The sequence below is a fragment of the Streptacidiphilus fuscans genome (assembly GCF_015690355.1).
Taxonomy (GTDB): Bacteria; Actinomycetota; Actinomycetes; order Streptomycetales; family Streptomycetaceae; genus Streptacidiphilus; species Streptacidiphilus fuscans.
Map to the genome: position 1 here is coordinate 331,141 of NZ_JADPRT010000002.1, position 18,486 is coordinate 349,626.

General features: G+C 71.4%; 15 protein-coding genes and 1 pseudogene. 7 read left to right on the forward strand and 9 right to left on the reverse strand.

The features are described from left to right. Positions 1–85 precede the first annotated feature (85 nt). Positions 86–1,060, forward strand: a complete 975-nt coding sequence (locus I2501_RS05165; protein WP_196192612.1) for a hypothetical protein — start codon at positions 86–88, stop codon at positions 1,058–1,060. 16 nt (positions 1,061–1,076) lie between these two features. Here I2501_RS05165 and I2501_RS05170 read toward each other — a convergent pair whose 3' ends face one another. Continuing rightward, positions 1,077–2,318, reverse strand: a complete 1,242-nt coding sequence (locus tag I2501_RS05170; protein WP_196192613.1) for a hypothetical protein — start codon at positions 2,316–2,318, stop codon at positions 1,077–1,079. A gap of 259 nt (positions 2,319–2,577) precedes the next feature. Here I2501_RS05170 and pta point away from each other — a divergent pair, with 259 nt between their 5' ends. From pta to pyk, 3 genes are all read left to right on the forward strand, one after another. After that, positions 2,578–4,743 (forward strand): phosphate acetyltransferase, encoded by a 2,166-nt coding sequence (gene pta / locus I2501_RS05175; RefSeq protein ID WP_196192614.1) that lies wholly within the window; start codon positions 2,578–2,580, stop codon positions 4,741–4,743. Further along, the gene (locus I2501_RS05180) at positions 4,740–5,951 is read left to right on the forward strand and encodes an acetate kinase (RefSeq protein ID WP_196192615.1); all 1,212 of its coding nucleotides are present in this window, start codon (positions 4,740–4,742) and stop codon (positions 5,949–5,951) included. The genes pta and I2501_RS05180 overlap by 4 nt, the downstream gene beginning before the upstream one ends. A gap of 74 nt (positions 5,952–6,025) precedes the next feature. After that, complete coding sequence (gene pyk, locus I2501_RS05185) at positions 6,026–7,450, forward strand: pyruvate kinase (RefSeq protein ID WP_196192616.1); 1,425 nt, start codon at positions 6,026–6,028, stop codon at positions 7,448–7,450. A 142-nt stretch (positions 7,451–7,592) separates the two neighbouring features. Here pyk and I2501_RS05190 read toward each other — a convergent pair whose 3' ends face one another. The 5 genes from I2501_RS05190 to I2501_RS05210 form a co-directional block, all read right to left on the reverse strand. After that, the gene (locus I2501_RS05190) at positions 7,593–8,243 is read right to left on the reverse strand and encodes a spherulation-specific family 4 protein (protein WP_328806214.1); all 651 of its coding nucleotides are present in this window, start codon (positions 8,241–8,243) and stop codon (positions 7,593–7,595) included. An 83-nt stretch (positions 8,244–8,326) separates the two neighbouring features. Beyond that, a complete protein-coding gene (locus I2501_RS05195) occupies positions 8,327–9,712 on the reverse strand; it encodes a hypothetical protein (protein ID WP_196192617.1) in 1,386 nt (461 codons plus the stop codon). Between the two features lie 2 nt (positions 9,713–9,714). Beyond that, positions 9,715–10,239: a DUF6114 domain-containing protein gene (locus I2501_RS05200; RefSeq protein ID WP_196192618.1), complete on the reverse strand. Its 525-nt coding sequence runs from the start codon at positions 10,237–10,239 to the stop codon at positions 9,715–9,717. Positions 10,240–10,370: 131 nt separating this feature from the next. Next, on the reverse strand, positions 10,371–11,009 hold the full coding sequence (locus I2501_RS05205; RefSeq protein WP_196192619.1) for a DUF6230 family protein: 639 nt from the start codon (positions 11,007–11,009) through the stop codon (positions 10,371–10,373). Between the two features lie 552 nt (positions 11,010–11,561). Further along, the gene (locus I2501_RS05210; RefSeq protein ID WP_196192620.1) at positions 11,562–12,542 is read right to left on the reverse strand and encodes a tetratricopeptide repeat protein; all 981 of its coding nucleotides are present in this window, start codon (positions 12,540–12,542) and stop codon (positions 11,562–11,564) included. A gap of 480 nt (positions 12,543–13,022) precedes the next feature. Here I2501_RS05210 and I2501_RS05215 point away from each other — a divergent pair, with 480 nt between their 5' ends. The 3 genes from I2501_RS05215 (at position 13,023) to I2501_RS05225 (ending at position 15,369) form a co-directional block, all read left to right on the forward strand. Continuing rightward, complete coding sequence (locus I2501_RS05215) at positions 13,023–13,658, forward strand: TetR/AcrR family transcriptional regulator (RefSeq protein WP_328806215.1); 636 nt, start codon at positions 13,023–13,025, stop codon at positions 13,656–13,658. An 86-nt stretch (positions 13,659–13,744) separates the two neighbouring features. Beyond that, the gene (locus tag I2501_RS05220; RefSeq protein ID WP_196192622.1) at positions 13,745–14,494 is read left to right on the forward strand and encodes a hypothetical protein; all 750 of its coding nucleotides are present in this window, start codon (positions 13,745–13,747) and stop codon (positions 14,492–14,494) included. Then, on the forward strand, positions 14,491–15,369 hold the full coding sequence (locus tag I2501_RS05225; protein WP_196192623.1) for a hypothetical protein: 879 nt from the start codon (positions 14,491–14,493) through the stop codon (positions 15,367–15,369). The genes I2501_RS05220 and I2501_RS05225 overlap by 4 nt, the downstream gene beginning before the upstream one ends. An 11-nt stretch (positions 15,370–15,380) precedes the next feature. On the opposite strand, the gene I2501_RS05230 is transcribed toward I2501_RS05225, so the two are convergent. The 3 genes and pseudogenes from I2501_RS05230 to I2501_RS05240 form a co-directional block, all read right to left on the reverse strand. Then, positions 15,381–17,087 (reverse strand): acyl-CoA mutase large subunit family protein, encoded by a 1,707-nt coding sequence (locus I2501_RS05230; protein WP_196192624.1) that lies wholly within the window; start codon positions 17,085–17,087, stop codon positions 15,381–15,383. Positions 17,088–17,300: 213 nt separating this feature from the next. Next, on the reverse strand, positions 17,301–17,642 hold the full coding sequence (locus I2501_RS05235) for a DUF3817 domain-containing protein (protein ID WP_196192625.1): 342 nt from the start codon (positions 17,640–17,642) through the stop codon (positions 17,301–17,303). A gap of 271 nt (positions 17,643–17,913) precedes the next feature. Then, positions 17,914–18,420 (reverse strand): annotated as a pseudogene (locus I2501_RS05240) (MarR family winged helix-turn-helix transcriptional regulator); the annotation flags it as partial. Between the last annotated feature and the right edge of the window lie 66 nt (positions 18,421–18,486).

The window sequence follows — 18,486 nt, forward strand, 5'->3', positions numbered from 1 at the left end:
CAACTCCACAACTCCACAGGCACGACGACCGGCAGTCCGACGACTGCCGGTCTGTCGGCTTTCCGCATCCGAGGGGCAGCCCGCCATGGCCCGAGCATCGCGCCGCCGCACCACCGCACCGCAGTTCGACCAGACCTACGGCGACGCCGATCTCGCCGCCGCCCGCCACGACCTGGCGGTCGGCCGCTGGCAGGGCGCGCGCGACCTGCTCCGCGACACCGGACGCGACTGGGACCGGCGCACCCACCGGGTCCGGCTGCTCGCCGACGTCGCCGCCTCCACCCGGACCGTCGAGTCCTGGCAGGCGGCCGAGCCGAACAACCCCGACGCGCTGGTGCTGCGCGCCGAGACAGAGGTGCAGCGCACCTTCTTCGCGGTCGCCGAGTCCCACCACCAGAACGGCACCCCGCCGCCGACCGAGGACGCCACCGCCCGCCAGGACCTGGACCGGGTGGCCAGGATCTGCCTCCAGGCCTCCGAGAAACACGCCCCGGACCCGGTCCCGTGGGTCTCCCTGATGACCCTGGCCCGCCTCTACGGCCAGGGTCATCAGCATGTCTGGCACTGGTGGCGCGAGCTGCAGGCCCGCGACCGGTTCAACCGCGAGGGCCACCACCAGGTGCTCCGTCACCTCTCCGCCCGCTGGCACGGCAGCCACGGTGAGATGTACAACTTCGCCCGCGACAGCGCGGCCTTCGCCCCGCCCGGGTCCCCGCTCGCGGCGCTCACCCAGGCCGCGCGCGCCGAGCACTACCGCCACCGGGTCGAGACCGAGGGCCCGTCGGCCGTCGGCCTCACCTACCACTGGACCCACGAGGTCGCGGTCCAGGCGCTGCGCAGCACCATGCGCCAGTGGATCGGGCCGCGCTCCGGCGCGGAGTACGCCCAGGACGTCGCCGACCTCAACCTGCTCGCGCACGGCCTGGTCTTCGCCGGGCTGGCCCCGGAGGCCAAGGAGGTCTTCGCCCACCTCGGCGACCGACCCACCCGGGTCCCCTGGGCCTACAGCGGCGACCCGCTCGCCCTCTTCCACCACTGGCACGCCCAGCTCGGTGGCTGAGGACCGCGCTGACGCGTCACCCCGCGGACTCGGCCCCCGCCTCGACTGCTGCTTCCACCGCGTCCAGTGCGCGCTCCGCGCGGATCGTGCGGGGGTGCTGGGCACCGAAGTGCGTGCGCCAGGACGCGACGTTGCCGCGCAGCAAGGTCAGCGCCTCCTCCCGGCGCTCGACGCGGGTCTGCGCGACGCATCGGCCCAGCAGCGTCTCCGCGGCGAGGGTCCGGTAGTGCGAAGGACCGTGGCGGCGGGCCAGCGACTCGAACGACGCGTGCGACACAGCCTCCGCCTCGGCGGTGCGGCCCAGGCCACGCAGGGCCTCGACCCGGACCGCGTGCGCCCGCTCCTCGTCGTCGGCAAGCTGCGACGGCTCAGGACGTCCAGCGAGCGCCTGCTCGGCGACGCGCAGCGCCTCCGCGTGCTCGCCGGACCGGTTGTGGAGTCGGGCCAGCAACACCTGGAACAGGAAGGCGGGGTAGCCGAAGTTAGGACCCCGTCTGGCCGCGGACGTCATCCCGGCCTGCGCCTCGGCCGCGGCCTCGGGCATGCGGTCGAGCTCCAGCAGGGCGGCGGCCAGGTTGTGCTGTGCCATCAGGCGCACGTACGCGGCAGGCTGCCCGCTGAGGGCGGTCGCCTCCTTGGCGACTGCCCTGTGTTCCGCCACGGCCTCCTCCAGCCGGCCCAGGTACATCAACTGGACGCCGCGGAGGGAGCGCAGCCGCAACCGGTCGAGAGGACCGTCCTGCAAGGAGTCGCTCAACGCGTCGGCCTCCGCGGTCGCCTCGGCATGGCGTCCCTGCCCCGCCACGGCCGCCACCAGCGCCAGGAGGAGCGGGCCCGACACGGAACCCGTGTGCTCTTCCTCCGCGGCCGCCATCCGTGCCTCCGCCTCCGCCTCCGCGAACCGAGCCTGGAGGAGCAGTGCCTGTGCCAGCGTCAGCCGGAGCGCCGACGTCCACGCAGCGGGCAGATCGGGCACCTTGGTCGCGCTGGCGAGCAGGTCCCGGACCTCCGCCTCCCCCTCCGCCACGCGCTGAAGCTGGAACAACGTGTGCGCCCGGTCCCGTCGCGCCGCGAACACCGGCGCAGAGGTCTGGGGGAAGACCGCCTCCGCGACCCGGACCGCCTCGGCGAGCACCTGCTCGCCCTCGCCCACCCGGGCCAGTTGACGCAGCCGTTCCGCCCGCTGCCGCAGCACGGCGACCGTGGCCGCCGCCTCCTTCTCCGCTCGCTGCTGCCGCCAGCCCGCGATGACGCCCATCTGCCCGCCCCTGCACCCTGTGGAATGTGTGGCCGGAAAGCTACCCGACCGCCGCATGAGCGCCGAAAGGCCCCTGCCCTTGGTCGATCGTCGGGACTTTCCGGGACCTACGTCGCGACTCGGGCAGCGGGCCGCACGCTGCCCGAAATGCGAAGGTAGTCTCGAAGCCGCTACATGCTCGAAAACTCGAAAGCCTGCTCGATTCAAACAAAGACGAAGCCGCGCAGGCGAACCGGAGAATCGCGATCGGAGTGCGTCGGTGGCCCGCAGCGTCTACGTGACCGGGATCGGCAGGGGGGACGGCCGTCAGGTCGTCGAGCTGGGCGTGATGGAGCTGCTCACCCGGCACGTCGACCGGGTCGGCATCTTCCGGCCGCTGGTGCACTCGTCCACCGACCACGTGGTGGAGCTGCTCCGTGGGCGCTACCGGGTCGACCTGCCGCCCGCGTCGATGTACGGGATGAGCTACGACGAGGCCGCCGCGATCCTCGCCGAGCGCGGGCAGGAGGAGCTGGTCGGCCAACTGGTCGACCGGTTCCGGGCGGTGGAGCGCGAGTGCGAGGCGGTCCTGGTGCTCGGCACCGACTACACCTCCACCAGCATCCCCGACGAGCTGGCCCTCAACGCGCGTCTGGCCAACGAGTTCGGCGCGGGCGTGCTGGTCGTCGTCGGCGGCCACCGCGAGAGCGCGGACACCGTGGTCAACGAGGTACGCAACGCGCACCGCTCCTACGCCGACCTGGGCTGCAACATCGTGGCGATGGTCGCCAACCGGGTCACCGGAGCCGACAAGCAGGCCGTCGCCCGTCGCCTCGCCGTGCGGCCCGCCGTGCCGGTCTACGTGATCCCCGACGACCCGGCGCTCTCCGCGCCGACGGTCACCCAGGTGGCCGAGGCCACCCGCGCCGAGGTGTTGCTCGGCGACCCGGCGGGCCTGGCCCGCGACGTGCGCGGCTTCGTCTTCGGCGGCGCGATGCTGCCGACCTTCCTGGACGCGATGACCGACGGCTGTCTGGTGATCACCCCCGGGGACCGCGCCGACCTGCTGATCGGCTCGCTGGCCGCGCACGCCGCCGGTGCGCCGCCGATCTCCGGCGTGCTGCTGACGCTGGGCGAGAACCCCGGCCCCAACGTGATGAACCTCGCCGCCCGGCTGGCTCCCGGCACGCCGGTGCTCTCCGTCAAGGAGGGCAGCTACCCGACCGCGATGCGCCTCTCCACCCTGGAGGGACGCCTCACCGCCGCGTCGCCGCGCAAGGCGGAGACCGCGCTGGGCCTCTTCGAACTCCATGTCGACGCAGCCGAGTTGACGGACCGTATCGAGCTGAGCCGGTCCGCGCGGGTCACCCCGATGATGTTCGAGCACGAGCTGCTGGAACGCGCCCGAGGCGCGGCGCTGCGCGACATCGTGCTGCCCGAGGGCGGCGAGGAGCGGGTGCTGCGCGCGGCCGAGGTGCTGCTGCGCCGCAACGTCTGCCATCTGACCCTACTCGGCAGCGAGGACGCGATCCGCCGCAAGGTCGCCGAGCTGGGCCTGAACATCTCCTTCGACGCCGAACCCGCCCCCGGCCGGGCCCGCGCGCGGATCATCGACCCGGCCACCTCGCCGCTGCGCGACCGGTTCGCCGAGGTCTACGCGGAGCTGCGTCGGCACAAGGGCATGACGGTCGAGCTGGCCCTGGACGTCGTCACCGACGTCTCCTACTTCGGCACCCTGATGGTCAAGGAGGGCCTGGCCGACGGCATGGTCAGCGGCGCGGTCCACTCCACGGCCGCGACGATCCGCCCGGCCTTCGAAGTGATCAAGACCTCGCCCGAGGCGAAGATCGTCTCCTCGGTCTTCTTCATGTGCCTGGCCGACAAGGTCCTCGTCTACGGCGACTGCGCGGTCAACCCGGACCCGGACGCGGAGCAACTGGCCGACATCGCCGTCCAGTCGGCGGAGACCGCGGCCCGGTTCGGCGTCGCGCCGCGGGTGGCGATGCTCTCCTACTCGACCGGCACCTCCGGCTCGGGCGTGGACGTGGACAAGGTCCGCAAGGCCACCGAGCTGGTCCGCGGGCTGCGTCCGGAGCTCAAGGTGGAGGGCCCGATCCAGTACGACGCGGCGGTCGAGCCGTCGGTCGCGGCGACCAAGCTGCCGGGCTCGGAGGTGGCCGGGCAGGCGACCGTGCTGATCTTCCCCGACCTCAACACCGGCAACAACACCTACAAGGCCGTGCAGCGCTCGGCCGGAGCGGTCGCGGTCGGCCCGGTGCTCCAGGGTCTGCGCAAGCCGGTCAACGACCTCTCGCGCGGCGCGCTGGTCCAGGACATCGTCAACACCGTTGCCATCACGGCGATCCAGGCCCAACAGGCGGCCCAGGCCCAACAGGCGGCCCAGGCCCAGGCATCGGCACAGCAGACCGAGGAGACACCCCAGTGAGCGACGCGACCCGGGTGCTGGTGCTCAACTCCGGCTCCTCGTCGGTGAAGTACCAGCTCATCGACATGGCCGACGGAGCCCGGCTGGCCTCCGGCCTGGTGGAGCGGATCGGCGAGGGCCAGGGCCGGATCGCCCACGAGCCGTCCACCGGCCCGGAGCGGGACCGGTACGAGCCGTTCCCCGACCACACCGCCGCGCTCTCCGCCCTCGCGGACGAACTCGCCGCCGACGGCATGGGCCTGGACTCGCCGCACCTGGCCGCCATCGGCCACCGCGCGGTCCACGGCGGAACGAGGTTCACCGAGCCGACGCTGATCACCGACCAGGTCGTCGAGGGCCTGCGCGAGCTCGTCCCGCTGGCACCGCTGCACAACCCGGCCAACATCACCGGCATCGAGGTCGCCCGCAAGCTGCGTCCCGACCTGCCGCAGGTGGCCGTCTTCGACACCGCCTTCCACGCCACCATGCCGGAGTACGCGGCCCGTTACGCCATCGACAAGGCCACCGCCGACGCCCACCAGATCCGCCGCTACGGCTTCCACGGCACGTCCCACCAGTACGTCTCCCGCCGCACCGCCGAGCTGCTCGGCAAGGCGCCGGAGGCGGTCAACGTGATCGTGCTGCACCTGGGCAACGGCGCCAGCGCCTCCGCCGTGGCGGGCGGACGCTGCGTGGACACCTCCATGGGCCTGACCCCGCTGGAGGGCCTGGTCATGGGCACCCGCTCGGGCGACCTGGACCCGGCGATCCTGCTGCACCTGCACCGGGTGGGCGGAATGTCGGTGGACGAGATCGACGCGCTGCTCAACCGCCGCAGCGGTCTGCTCGGCCTCTGCGGCGACAACGACATGCGCGAGATCGGCCGCCGGATGGGCGAGGGAGATCCGGAGGCACGGCTGGCCTTCGACATCTACATCCACCGGCTGCGGAAATACATCGGCGCGTACTACGCGGTTTTGGGCCGGGTGGACGCCATCGTGTTCACCGCCGGGGTGGGCGAGAACTCAGCCGCGGTCCGCGAGGCGTCACTCGCGGGCATGGACGCGATGGGCATCGCGCTCGACTCGGTGCGCAACGCGGTGCGCGGCAGCACACCTCGGCTGATCTCGGCGGACTCCTCCCGGGTCGCCGTCGCGGTGGTGCCGACCGACGAAGAACTGGAAATCGCGCAGCAGACCTTCGCGGTGGTCCGCCGTACTGCGGAGTAACACCCTTACTGCGCAGTAACGCCACCGAATTGCGGGGGAATGCACCTGAAAGGTATGCCGATAAGATGAGCCATATGCGCCGAGCCAAGATCGTTTGTACTCTGGGTCCCGCGACGGACGGATTCGAACAGCTCAAGTCGCTGATCGAAGCCGGAATGAACGTCGCTCGTCTGAATATGAGCCACGGCACCCACGCCGAGCACGAGCACCGCTATGCCAACGTGCGGGCCGCCTCCGAGGCCACCGGCCGTGCCGTCGGCGTGCTGGCCGACCTGCAGGGCCCCAAGATCCGTCTCGCCACCTTCGCGAACGGTCCGGTGACCGTCGAGAACGGCGACACCTTCACCATCACCACCGAGGACGTCCCCGGTGACCAGCACATCTGCGGCACGACCTACAAGGGTCTGCCGGGCGACGTGAAGCCGGGCGACCCGGTGCTCATCAACGATGGCGTCGTCGCCCTGGAGGTCGTCAGCGTCGACGGCCCCCGTGTGGTGACCCGAGTGGTCGAGGGCGGGGTGCTCTCGAACAACAAGGGCATCAACCTGCCCGGCGCGGCGGTCAACGTCCCCGCGCTCTCCGAGAAGGACAAGGACGACCTGCGCTTCGCCCTGCGGATGGGCGTCGACATGGTCGCGCTCTCCTTCGTCCGCAACGCCGCGGACATCGAGGACGTCCACGCGGTCATGGACGAGGTGGGACGCCGCGTCCCGGTCATCGCCAAGATCGAGAAGCCGCAGGCCGTCGACGCCATGGAAGAGATCGTCATGGCGTTCGACGCGGTCATGGTCGCCCGTGGCGACCTGGCCGTGGAGTACCCGCTGGAGAAGGTGCCGCTGGTGCAGAAGCGCCTGGTCACCCTCTGCCGCCGGAACGCCAAGCCGGTCATCGTCGCCACGCAGATGATGGAGTCGATGATCACCGCGTCCCGCCCGACGCGCGCCGAGGCGTCCGACGTCGCCAACGCGATCCTCGACGGCGCGGACGCGGTCATGCTCTCTGCGGAGTCCTCGGTCGGCAAGTACCCGATCGAGACCGTGCAGACCATGGGCCGGATCGTGGAGGCCGCCGAGGGCGAGCTGCTCTCGCAGGGCCTGCAGCCGCTCAACCCGGGCCGCAAGCCGCGCACCCAGGGCGGCTCGGTCGCCCGCGCCGCGTGCGAGCTGGGCGACTTCCTCAACGCCAAGGCGCTGGTGGCGTTCACCAAGTCCGGTGACACCGCCCGCCGGCTGTCCCGCTACCGCTCGCCGATCCCGGTGCTGGCGTTCACCCCCGACGCCTCCACCCGCAACCAGCTCACCCTGAGCTGGGGCGTCGAGACCTACGTGCTGCCGCAGGCTCCCAACACCGACGCCATGGTCGACCAGGTCGACGGCGCGATCCTGGCGCAGGGCCGGTACAGCAAGGGCGACACCGTGATCATCACGGCCGGCTCCCCGCCCGGCATCGTCGGCACCACCAACATGGTCCGCGTCCACCACCTGGGCGCCGGCGACTGACGCCTGCCACGCAGGCTTCACGACGACCTGACGGCCCCTCGGCCCGCTCCGCACCCCGCGGACGCGGGACGGGGGGCGTCGGGCTTTTCGGGCCGCTGTCGGAGCGACCCCTGGGAACGTCGGAGCGGCCCTGGGAACGGCCCTAACGCTCGCCCAACGGGCCCAGCACGGCCCAGGGGTTGGGCAGCGTGCCGGGCGTCGCGTAGCCGTGGACGGGGGCGTCCGGCGGCGCGGCGTGGACGAGGTGGCAGTCGCGGTCCGGGTCGAAGGGGGCGATGTCCCCGTCCTGACCCGGGAGGCCGCGGTAGGTGTCCCAGGAGCCCTCGAAGGTGACCACCAGGTCCGCCAGGTCGTGGTACGCCCAGTGGACGCGGGTGCCGGGGTTGAGGGCGACGAAGCCCGCGCCGAGGGAGCGGGCGGCGACGCCCAAGCGGGCGTAGTACGCGACGCCGTCCGGTCCCGCGAGGGTCTGGTCCAGGAAGACGCCGTCGACGTCGTACCAGGCGCGGTGGCGCTCGATCTCGGCGACCACCTCGCCGTGCGGGCGGCGGCCGTAGTCGGTGTCGACATAGCCGAGGACCCGGGTCTCCCGCAGCCCGGCGCGGACCTGCGTGTAGGCGGGGTCGGGGGCGTCGCCGGGGCCGCTCGCCGGGTTCAGGACGACGGCGGTCAGCCGTCGCGCCGCACGGCGCAAGGCGGCCCAGGCGTCCGGCTCGACGGCGGGGTGGAAGTAGGCGGGGACCAGAATCCGGGCGGCTCCGCCGCTTGGAGGGGATATCGCGTCATCACTCACGCCAGGACCAACGAGCCCGCCGGACACAAGAAACCCCCGCTACCGCCGGCCGACGGTGCGGGGGTTCTGCCGGAGCCTGGGACTCAGCTGCCGCCGAGCGGCGTGTAGTACAGGTGCATGCCCGGGATCGTCAGGTTGCCGCCGAACTGGCCCGCCTGAACCGCCGTCATGTTGCCCAGCTCCAGCTGCAGCGGGATCGGCACGGAGCCGATCAGGTTGTACAGCCACTGCGGCAGCGTGTCCGGGGTCAGGTCGATGCCGATGTTGAGGATCCCCAGCGGGATGCCCTCGGCCGCAAGGATGGTGCCCTTGAGCTCCTTGACGTACATGGTCACCGTGCCGCCGCGCATCGTCGAGGTGGTACCGGGACCACCCTTGACGTGGACCTCCTGGCCGCGCTGGTTGGCGGACATGTCCAGGTCGCCGATGTCGACGGCCTCGGCGGTGAACTTCAGCACCCGCTCGGTGCTGCCGTCCGCCAGCTGGATGGTGACCACGCCGTGGAACTCGGTGTTGATCAGCTTCAGGTCCGAGGACTTCAGCGTCCACGGCTCCACCGGCATGGTGCCGCCGGGCAGCTGCGAGGTGATCGAGGTGTCCAGCGGCGCTGCTACGTGGCTGATGTCGCAGAGCTTGTTCGCGGCCGAGCCGCCGGTCGCGGCACCGCCCGACGCCGAGCTGCTCGGCGTCGCCGACGGAGCGGGCGTCGAGGGCGCGGCCTTGGGCGTGACCAGCGACGTGACCGCGTGGGTCAGGGCGCTGACCGGCGAGGTCGCCGCAGCGGTCGGCGATGTCGCGGACGCGGCCGTGTGCGGCACCGCGGCCGTCGCCGCGTGCGCGGCGGACGACGCACTCGCCGAGGGCGAGGCGGAGGCCGAGGGCGTCGCGGACGACGCGGTCCCGTGGCTGGACGAGGTGGTGCTGTCCAGGCCGAGCAGCCCGCCGAGGCCGCCGAGAAGGCCGCCGAGGCCGCCCGACGAGCTCTGCGAGGGGCTGGGCGACGGCGTGGCGGAGGCCGACGGCGTCGTCGAGCCGGAGCCCTGCGGCGCGGGCGTCGCGCCGCCGCCTACCGCGGTGTGGCCGGTCGGCGTCCCGGGGGTCGCCGCGGGCTTCGGCACGGTCGTGGGCTTGGCCGCCGCAGACGTCTTGGACGGGCTGGGCACGGCCTTGCTCGGCGACGCGGACGGCGTGGCAGCGCCCGTCCCGGTGCCCGGCGCGCCCTTGCTGCAGTCGGCGCCGGTCGGCCCGGGGACCGCGTCCTGGACCGTGGGCGCGGCCTTCGGCTGGGTGTTGTTGTCCGCGGCGAACGCCAGCTTGGGGGCAAGCGTGCTCACCAGCAGGGCCGTGGGCATGGCGGTCAGCGCGATCGCCCGGCCGACGGGGCCTTTGATGCGTCCGCGCACGGTGAGGCGGGGAGCAGCGTGCCGACCGGTGGTCCGGTCGGGCGGCTGCTCGTTGTCGGTCGACACTCTTAGCTCTCCTCCTGCGCGTCCGGCGCGCCCTGCAGCTCGGCGGGCGAGGCCGTCTGTGCCTGGGCAGTCGGGGCCACCTGTGTCCCACCCGCCGCGTGCGCACCGGCCGCCTTCGGCTCCTTGAGCGGAGCCCAGGAGCAGATCAGGGCTCCCCCGACGATGCCGAGGATGAGCCCCATGCCGAAGCCGCCCATGTTGGAGATGGGCAGGGCGACCAGGCTGAGGATGATGGCGGCTATGCCCGCGAAGATGCGGATCAGCGGCTGGAACCAACTGGAGATGCCGAGGGCGATCAGCAGCAGGCCGATCACCGCGGAGCCTGCGCCCGCGGTGGTGGCCATGTGGATCCGCAGCGCGCCCAGGCTCAGCGTGGCGTACGGGAAGTAGAGGATCGGCCCCGCGGCGAGAAGGACCAGCAGACCACCCCAGAACGGGCGGGTACGGCGCCAGGTACGGAAGGAAAGGCGGTACTTGCTGAACCCGCCGATCGGATCGGGCTGCGCCTGCGTAGTCGCGCTGGTCACGTGGCAGCTCCCAGGGGATGTACGGGATTGGTGGAGACGGGAGCGGGGAGGGAGGAGATCCCCCTCCCCGCCGCGCGGCCGACCGTCACCGGCCGACCGGAAACCTCATGACGTCCGAGGGTGCGGGACCGTCAGAAGCAGGCGTTGTTGCCCTGCGCGAGGTTGAGGTGCATGCCGTTCAGCGAGAAGGTGCCGGCCGAGGTGGCCCACGCCGTCTGCTTCACGTTGGTGAGCGTCGCCGAGTCCGCTTCCTGGGCGAAGCTGCCGGCGAAGCCCTGCTGCTGCGACGAGGTCGAGTCGACCGGGCCCTTGGTGATCGCGCCGCCGGCAACACCGATGTTGATGTTGTTGAACGTCGCGGTGGTGGCCTGCAGGTCCGTCATGTCGATGAAGAGCTTCGACGCCTGGACCGGAGTGCCACCGCCACCCGCGGTGATCTTGAGGGTGTAGTCGCCGAGCACCGGGATCGGCACGTCGACGGACTGGCACAGGTTGGTGATGGTGGCGCTGTTGAAGCCAGAGACAGCAACCGGAAGCGGAGCCTTCGAACCGTCCTTGGTGGAGACGACGGTGTCGACGGTGCCGTACTGGCTGAAGCCCTGGCCCTGGAGCTGACCGGCGCTGACCTTGAAGGACGCACCGGAGACATCGAAGGACGCGGCGAGCGCGCCCTGGGCGATGCTGACGCCCACGGCCGCGGTGGCGGCCAGCGTCGGGACCATGACGACGGCGAACCGCTTCCAGCGGGTCTTGCCGAAGGTCTGGGACATGAGTCGAGATCCTCCTTCTCGGACGTACACCTCCCGGCCCGCCCGCTGGGGTCGGGGCCGGAGATGGGGAGAAGAACTACGTCCTCGGGAGGTGGGAACACCCCCGAGCGACAACCACACGAGCGCACCGGGGGGCACGCCCGTCAGTGAGTGCAGGCTTCGGACTGTCGACCGAAGACCCCCCTGCCCTCCGGGTGCCGGCGGACCGCCACCCCGCCCGGTGGGGATTCCAACGCTCCGTCCCCGACCGGCCGTCGGGTGCAAGGAGTAATGGACCGAGCGTGCTAGATCGTGGTCCATGTGCGCCCGCTGCACAAGTAGTTCATTACCGGGGAGTAAGGAGTGGGTTAACCGCAGCAGGCCATGTTTGAGCCAGGTTCTGACGCAGGGTGACCGGATTCATTCCGCTCTCCCGGTCAACCTGCAGGAAAACCGGGCACACATGGCAAAGGCGGTCACCCAGAGTGCCCGCCTCGCCGAAGTATCAAGATTTGATAAAGCTGATGCACGGGTCGACAGATCATCACAACACGCGCACAAACGTGACACCCGTCAGAAGAGCTTGCGTGCCAGTGCGCCCCGTGCCTTCACGACTCGCGCATCATCCGCACCGATGACCTCGAACAGTCCCAGCAGATGCGTACGCACCCGGTCCCGATCTTCACCGGCCGTTCGACCGACGGTGTCGACCAGGCGGCCGAAGGCGTCGTCGACATGACCGCCGACCAGATCCAGGTCGGCGGCGGCGATTTGCGCGGCCACGTCGCCCGGCTTCTCGGCGGCGTCCTTGCGGACGACGGCCGGGTCGAGGCCCTGGACCCGCTGCAGCAGCTCGGCCTGAGCCAGGCCCAGCTTCGCCTCCTCGTTGGCGGGCTGCTCGGTGAGGATGTTGCGGTAGGCCTGGATCGCGCCGCCCAGGTCGCCCTGGTCCAGCGCCTCGTGGGCCAGCGTCAGCGCCGGGTCCTGCGGCGGCTCGGCGGTGTCGCCCGCAGCGCCGGGCTCACCCTTGCCGCTGCGGCTGCCCGGCTCGCCGGCGATGCCGAAGCGCTCCGCGGCCTCCTTGATCAGCTGGTCCAGCAGCGGACGGATCTCCTCGGCCATGGCCGGGCCCTCGAACAGCGGGATCAGCTGGCCGGCGACGACCACCAGCACGGTCGGCAGGTCGCGCAGCTGCAGCTGCTGCGCCAGCCGCTGGGCATCCCGCACGTTGACCTCGGCCAGCACGAAGCGGCCGTCGTACTCCTCCGCCAGCGCCTCCATGACCGGGACCTGCTGCTCGGCCGGGCCGTAGCCGTCGGCCCAGAACAGCAGCAGCACCGGGACCTCGGCGGACAGCGGGACGATCTGGGCCTCGAAGTCGGCTTCGGTGACGGAGAAGATCAGCGGCTCCGCGGCGGCGTCGCCCTCGCCCGCCGCCACCTTGCGTGCGCGCTCGGCGCGCATCTGCTCCGCCTTGGCCGCGGCGTCGGCCGCCGCCTTGACCGCGGCGAGGTCGACCGCGCCACGCAGGGACATGTTGTTTCCTGGCTGCATGGGCCTATCCTCCCCCGTCAGCGAGGCCGTTCGCACCAACACCTGCAAGAAGACCACTCGCGGGGAACCGCGAGGCACCGCCTGAACCGCTGCGGGGAGCCCCCGGCACATCCTGTGAACCCCCGGGCGCCCACGAGGGGCGCGACGCCCCGCCGCTCCCCATCGCCCAGCCGGAGTGCCGTGCGCGGGAGTACGGTGCGTCAGAAGGGGCAGATGCCCCGGTGTTGCGCGGCCTGTCACAGGCCGGTGTGCGCGGATCCCCATCCGCGCGGCAGCGTGGTTGTCGCTCTTTCGCTACGAGTCGTAGCGTATATGGCGCCAAGGACGGCGCGCAGCAGACGCGACGTGAGCTACGCCACTTCTGCTGCACCGCCCCTGCGCAGTTCCGGGTACCGGCAAGTAACCTGCGATACCCACCCGCCCCGTCAGACCGTGGCAGACCAGGTCAGACCAGTCAGATCCACTCCCGAGGAGCCCGCCGTGACCGAATCCGACGGGCCCCGAAAAGGGCGGCCCCGCAGTGCCGACGCGGACAGCGCGATACTCGCGGCCGCCCGCGAGGCACTGGCCGAGCTCGGCTGGGGCGGCCTGACCATGGGCGACGTGGCGGTCCGGGCCGGGGTCGCCAAGACCACGCTCTACCGCCGGTGGCCCTCGAAGAACGAGCTCGTCGTCGCCGCCGTCGCGGACCAGCTCGACGAGCTGGACATGCCGAACCTGGGCAGCCTGCGGGCCGACATCGAGGCCGTGGTCGCCCAGTTCGCCGCGCTGCTGTCTGCCCCGGACACCCAGGCGGCCCTGCTCGCCCTCTTCGCCGAGGCCACCCGCGACCCGCTGCTGCGGACCCGCGTCCGCGAGGCGATCATCGAGCCGCAGAAGCGTCTCGTCCACCTCGGCCGCGCCGCGGCCCAGGCCCGCGGCGAACTCCCCGCCGACTCCTGCGCGGTGGCGGCGCAGGAGGATGTGGACATCATCTTCGACACGGTCGCCGGCACGGTGGTCCACCGCATGCTGGTCAGCGGCGAGCCGGCGTCGCCGGAGTGGATCAGCCGCTTCACCAGCCTGCTGCTGTTGCCGCTCACCGAGAGCACGGAGAGCGCCGCCGGGCTGGGCTGACGCACAGTCACTCCCTTTGTCCCCTGCCTTGGTAGTGTGCCGCTCGCAAGGCCGCAGCGGGGGAACGGGGCACGGGGGCGGAATCAGTGGCCACGAACAAGATCACCAAGGCTGTCGAGGAGACGGCCGAAAAGGCCGAACAGGCACTGAGCAAGGACTTCTCCCAGGGGTACCAGGGGCTTCTGGAGGAGACCGGCAAGAAGAGCGAGCAGGTCGCCAAGGGTGCCGTCGAGGACGAGGCACAGAACACGAAGGGGATCGTCAAGGCCGGTGAACGGCCTTCGGAGTCGCTCCCCGCGCCGCGACCGGCCGAAGGCACCGACCCTGCCAGGGGCGCGAAGCCGACCGTCGCCGGTGACACCTCCCCGGGCGCCGTACACACCCCTCCGGACGGCCCGCCCTGGCCGGCCCGTGACGACATCCCGGGCGCCGCACGGGGCAAGACGCTCAACCCGCCGAACAAGCGCCACACCGTCTCCGGAGTGAAGTCGGGTCAGGTCAAGGGCGACAACAGCCTGATCCTGAGGGGCTACGAGCAGTCGGTGCACGAGGACATCGCCGGCATCGCGGCCGGCAACGCCGAGTGGGACCCGGTGTCCCAGCGCTACAGCATCAACGGGCGCAGCTACGGGATCGAGCCCCACGGCACGGTCTTCCCGGTCGAAGGCGACGGCATCGTCAATCTGGGGCGCAACCAGTACGCCGCCCTCCAGCACCTCATCAAGGCCGGGGGCGACCCGGCCGCAGTTCCCGCGTTCTCCCGGTCGCCGCAGTTCCTCAAGGACCCCGAGTCCGTGGAGACTGCACTCGACCTCTACCGACGGATGTTCTCGTGATGTACGACCTGCTGCTCACCGGCCCCCTGGACGCCGAGTCCCTGCGTACCGCCCTGGAGCGGACGTTCGCCGTGCCCGTCGACCAGGTCGACGTCTCGGCGGCGGACGATCCGGACCGCCGCTGGGAGGCGGCGGTCTCCTGCGGCTACGAGCCGGTGCTCGGTGACGTGAGTTGGCACCTCGAAGTGATCACCGACGAGGACGTCGTCATTGGGCAGCCCACTGAGACAGAGGTGGCTCGCGCGGTGGCCGACGCTCTGGGACGCTCCGTGCTCTTCCCCGCCGAGCCGTTCCCGCCGAGCGCCTACTGGCTGGCCGCCCCCGGCGGTCCGACCGTGCGTGCCCGGCTGTACGACGAAGATCCGGACGAGGACTCGGGCGAGGAGGGGACGCGTTACCTCATCGACGCGGTGGCCGCGCCGGTGCCCGATCTGCCCGACGTACGGGTCGAGGCCCAGCCGGAGGTCATCCGCGAACATCGGATGCTCACACCTGTCGCGGACGCGTTCACCGGTGAGTCACCGTCACCGTCCGTCCAGCAGGCAGGCTTGCTGCTGGCGGCCTGGGAGTCGTTCACCGTGCGCATGGCCTCCGGCTGGCCGCCGGACGGCTGGTATCCGGCCGACTACTTCGCCGAGGATCTGGAGACCCGTGACCGGCTCGGCCGCGCTCTCATGGATCTCGCCCCGGAGACCTCGGAGCGGCTCAGCTCGGCGATCGACCGGATCGACGAGACATACCGTGAGGGGACGGCGCAGGACAACGGCGCGGCGCTGGCCGAGGCCCTCTCCCTCCCCCGGGTCGAGTTGGCGCTGCGCGGCTGGTGGTGGCAGCGCTCGCCGCAGCCGCTCCCCTGGCCCGAGCAACTGCGCTGAGGCGGGTCCGCTCAGAAGCCGGCAGGCTCCACGTAGACGCCCCACTCGTCGCGCAGCGCGTCGCAGATCTCGCCCAGGGTCGCCTCGGCGCGGACCGCTTGGAGCATCGGGGGCACCATGTTCTCGCCCGAGCGGGCCGCGGCGATCATCGCTGCCAGGCCGGCCGTGACGGCGGCCCCGTTGCGGGACGCCTTGCGGTCCGCGAGGGCGCGGACCTGCTCGCGCTCGACCTCGTGGCTGACGCGGAGGATCGTGAGCGGTGGAGTGACGCTGCCGGTATGACAGTTGACGCCGACGACGCGCTTGTCCCCCTTCTCCAGGGCGACCTGGTACTGGAAGGCGGCCTCGGCGATCTCGCCGGTGAACCAGCCGTTCTCGATGCCGCGCAGGATGCCCGCCGTCATCGGGCCGATCGGATGCTCCTGGCCGGAGGCCGCCGCGCCCATCTCGATGATCTTCTCGAAGATCGCCTCGGCCTGCGCCTCGATCCGGTCGGTCAGCGCCTCGACGTACCAGGAACCGCCCAGCGGGTCCGCGACGTTGGCGACGCCGGTCTCCTCCATCAGCACCTGCTGCGTGCGCAGCGCGATCTCCGCCGCCTGCTCGCTGGGCAGCGCCAGGGTCTCGTCCAGGGCGTTGGTGTGCAGCGAGTTGGTACCGCCTAGCACCGCCGAGAGCGCCTCGACCGCCGTGCGGACCACGTTGTTGTAGGGCTGCTGCGCGGTCAGCGAGACGCCCGCGGTCTGGGTGTGGAAGCGCAGCCACTGCGCCTTCTCCGTCGTAGCGCCGTAGACGTCGCGCAGCCGCCTGGCCCAGATCCGGCGCGCGGCACGGAACTTGGCGATCTCCTCGAAGAAGTCCAGGTGCGCGTCGAAGAAGAAGGAGAGTCCCGGCGCGAAGACGTCCACGTCCAGCCCGCGCGACAGGCCCAGTTCGACGTAGGCGAAGCCGTCGGCCAGCGTGAAGGCCAGCTCCTGCGCAGCCGTCGAGCCCGCCTCGCGGATGTGGTAGCCGGAGACCGAAAGCGGCTTGTACGCAGGGATGTTGGCGGCGCAGTACGCCATCAGGTCGCCGATCAGGCGCAGGTGCGGCTCGGGGGCGAAGAGCCACTCCTTCTGCGCGATGTACTCCTTGAAGATGTCCGTCTGCAGCGTGCCGTTGAGCACGGCCGGGTCGACGCCCTGGCGCTCGGCGGCGACGAGGTACATGCAGAAGACCGGGACGGCCGGGCCGGAGATGGTCATCGAGGTGGTGACGTCCGCCAGCGGCAGGCCCCGGAAGAGCACCTCCATGTCGGCGGCCGAGTCGATGGCGACGCCGCAGTGGCCGACCTCGCCGAGCGAGCGCGGGTCGTCGGAGTCGCGGCCCATCAGGGTCGGCATGTCGAAGGCGACGGAGAGGCCGCCGCCGCCCGCGTCGAGGATCATCCGGTAGCGCTCGTTGGTCTGCTCGGCGTTGCCGAAGCCCGCGAACTGGCGGATGGTCCAGGTCCGGCCGCGGTAGCCGGTCGGGTAGAGGCCGCGGGTGAAGGGGAACTCACCGGGCCAGCCGATCCGCTCGAAGCCCGGGTACCCCGGGGACCCGGCGTCGTCGGGCGGTCCGTACGCGGGGGCGACCACGTCGCCGGAGAGGGTGGTGAAGTCCGCGTCCCGCTTCTGGGCGCGGTCGTAACGCTGTTGCCACCGCTCGCGTGCGGCTGCGATCTGCTCTGCGTCCATCGGTGCGGGCCCTCACCTTCGGCAGCATCCCGTCGGAATGCTCGGACGTCCTACTATCTCCAAGTTACTCGGACGTCCAAGTATCCGTCGACGAGCACGCCTGCGCCCATGGACACGCCGGACGCGGGCGGTGACCCCCGGACACGCCGACGCGCCACGGCCCAGAGGGACCGTGGCGCGCTCGGAGGTTCGGGTCTGCGGTGACGTTCCGCGTCAGGCGTTGACCAGCTCCGCCTGCTCCTTGGCGGCCAGCTCGGCGTGGATCTCGCGGACGACGCGGCGCTCGACGAAGAAGACGGCGGTGGGGACGGTGCCCGCGAGGACCGTCCACACGATCTTGCTGATCGGCCAGTTGAGCTTGTTGCCGAGCGAGAAGGCGACCACGACGTAGGCCATGTACAGCCAGCCGTGGAAGATGCCGGCGATGACGACGAGCTGAGCGCCCGTCCCGAAGCCGTACTTGGCGATGCAGGCGAGGGTGAGCACGACCAGGCCAACGCCGGTCACGTACGCCAGGACACGGTAGGCCGTGAGCAGGGGGTTGGACTTGTTCATAGCCATCGAGCGTAGACCCCCGAAAGTGGATCTCCGACACCGCCCCACCCCTCCGGGCGGCGAACCGGGTGACGCTACCAGGGGGTGCCCAGGAAGGGTTCAGCCGGGGGTCAGGAAGGGGGCAGGAAGGGAGTCAGGAACGGGCTCGGGAAGAGGATCGGGAAGGCGCTCAGACGTGCAGGTCGACGTCGTGCTCCATGCCGCGCTCGACGCCGTGGTCGGCGTCGTGGCCAAGGTCGTGCTCGACGTCCGCCGTGGCGGCCTCCGCGGCCTCCTCCTCGAAGTCGCCTGCGGCTATCCGCAGCGGGCGCAGCATCTCGAAGAGCTCCTGGCAGCCCTCGGCGTCGTAGCCGACCAGGCCGAAGTCCATCGCCATCAGGTCCCTGGTGGCGCGCTCGACCACGTCGCGGCCCTTGGGGGTGATCGCGGCCAGCACGCCGCGCCCGTCCAGCGGGTTGGGGCGGCGGGTGACCAGACCGGCCGCCTCCAGGCGGTCCACGGTGTTGGTCACGCTGGTCGGGTGCACCATCAGGCGCTGGCCGATCTTGGACAGCGGGAGTTCGCCGGCCTTGCTGAAGGTGAGCAGCACCAGCGCCTCGTAGCGGGCGAAGGTCAGCTTGTAGGGCTTCACCACCGCGTCGACCTGGGCCAGCAGGATCTGCTGGGCCCGCATCACCGAGGTGATCGCGGCCATCGACGGCACCGCGCCCCAGCGGCGCGTCCACAGTTCGTCGGCGCGCGCGATCGGATCGAAGGTGAGGCTCAGCGGCTTCGGCACGGGGACACGTTACCTCCTGGTCACCCTGGCGGGACCGGGCGTCTCACGCCCGGATCGCCACGCCAG

Coding starts and splice junctions, on each gene's coding strand:
- I2501_RS05165 (WP_196192612.1), top strand. CDS start 86: ATGGCCCGAGCATCGCGCCGCCGCACCACCGCACCGCAGTTCGACCAG.
- I2501_RS05170 (WP_196192613.1), bottom strand. CDS start 2,318: ATGGGCGTCATCGCGGGCTGGCGGCAGCAGCGAGCGGAGAAGGAGGCG.
- pyk (WP_196192616.1), top strand. CDS start 6,026: ATGCGCCGAGCCAAGATCGTTTGTACTCTGGGTCCCGCGACGGACGGA.
- I2501_RS05205 (WP_196192619.1), bottom strand. CDS start 11,009: ATGTCCCAGACCTTCGGCAAGACCCGCTGGAAGCGGTTCGCCGTCGTC.
- I2501_RS05210 (WP_196192620.1), bottom strand. CDS start 12,542: ATGCAGCCAGGAAACAACATGTCCCTGCGTGGCGCGGTCGACCTCGCC.
- I2501_RS05230 (WP_196192624.1), bottom strand. CDS start 17,087: ATGGACGCAGAGCAGATCGCAGCCGCACGCGAGCGGTGGCAACAGCGT.
- I2501_RS05235 (WP_196192625.1), bottom strand. CDS start 17,642: ATGAACAAGTCCAACCCCCTGCTCACGGCCTACCGTGTCCTGGCGTAC.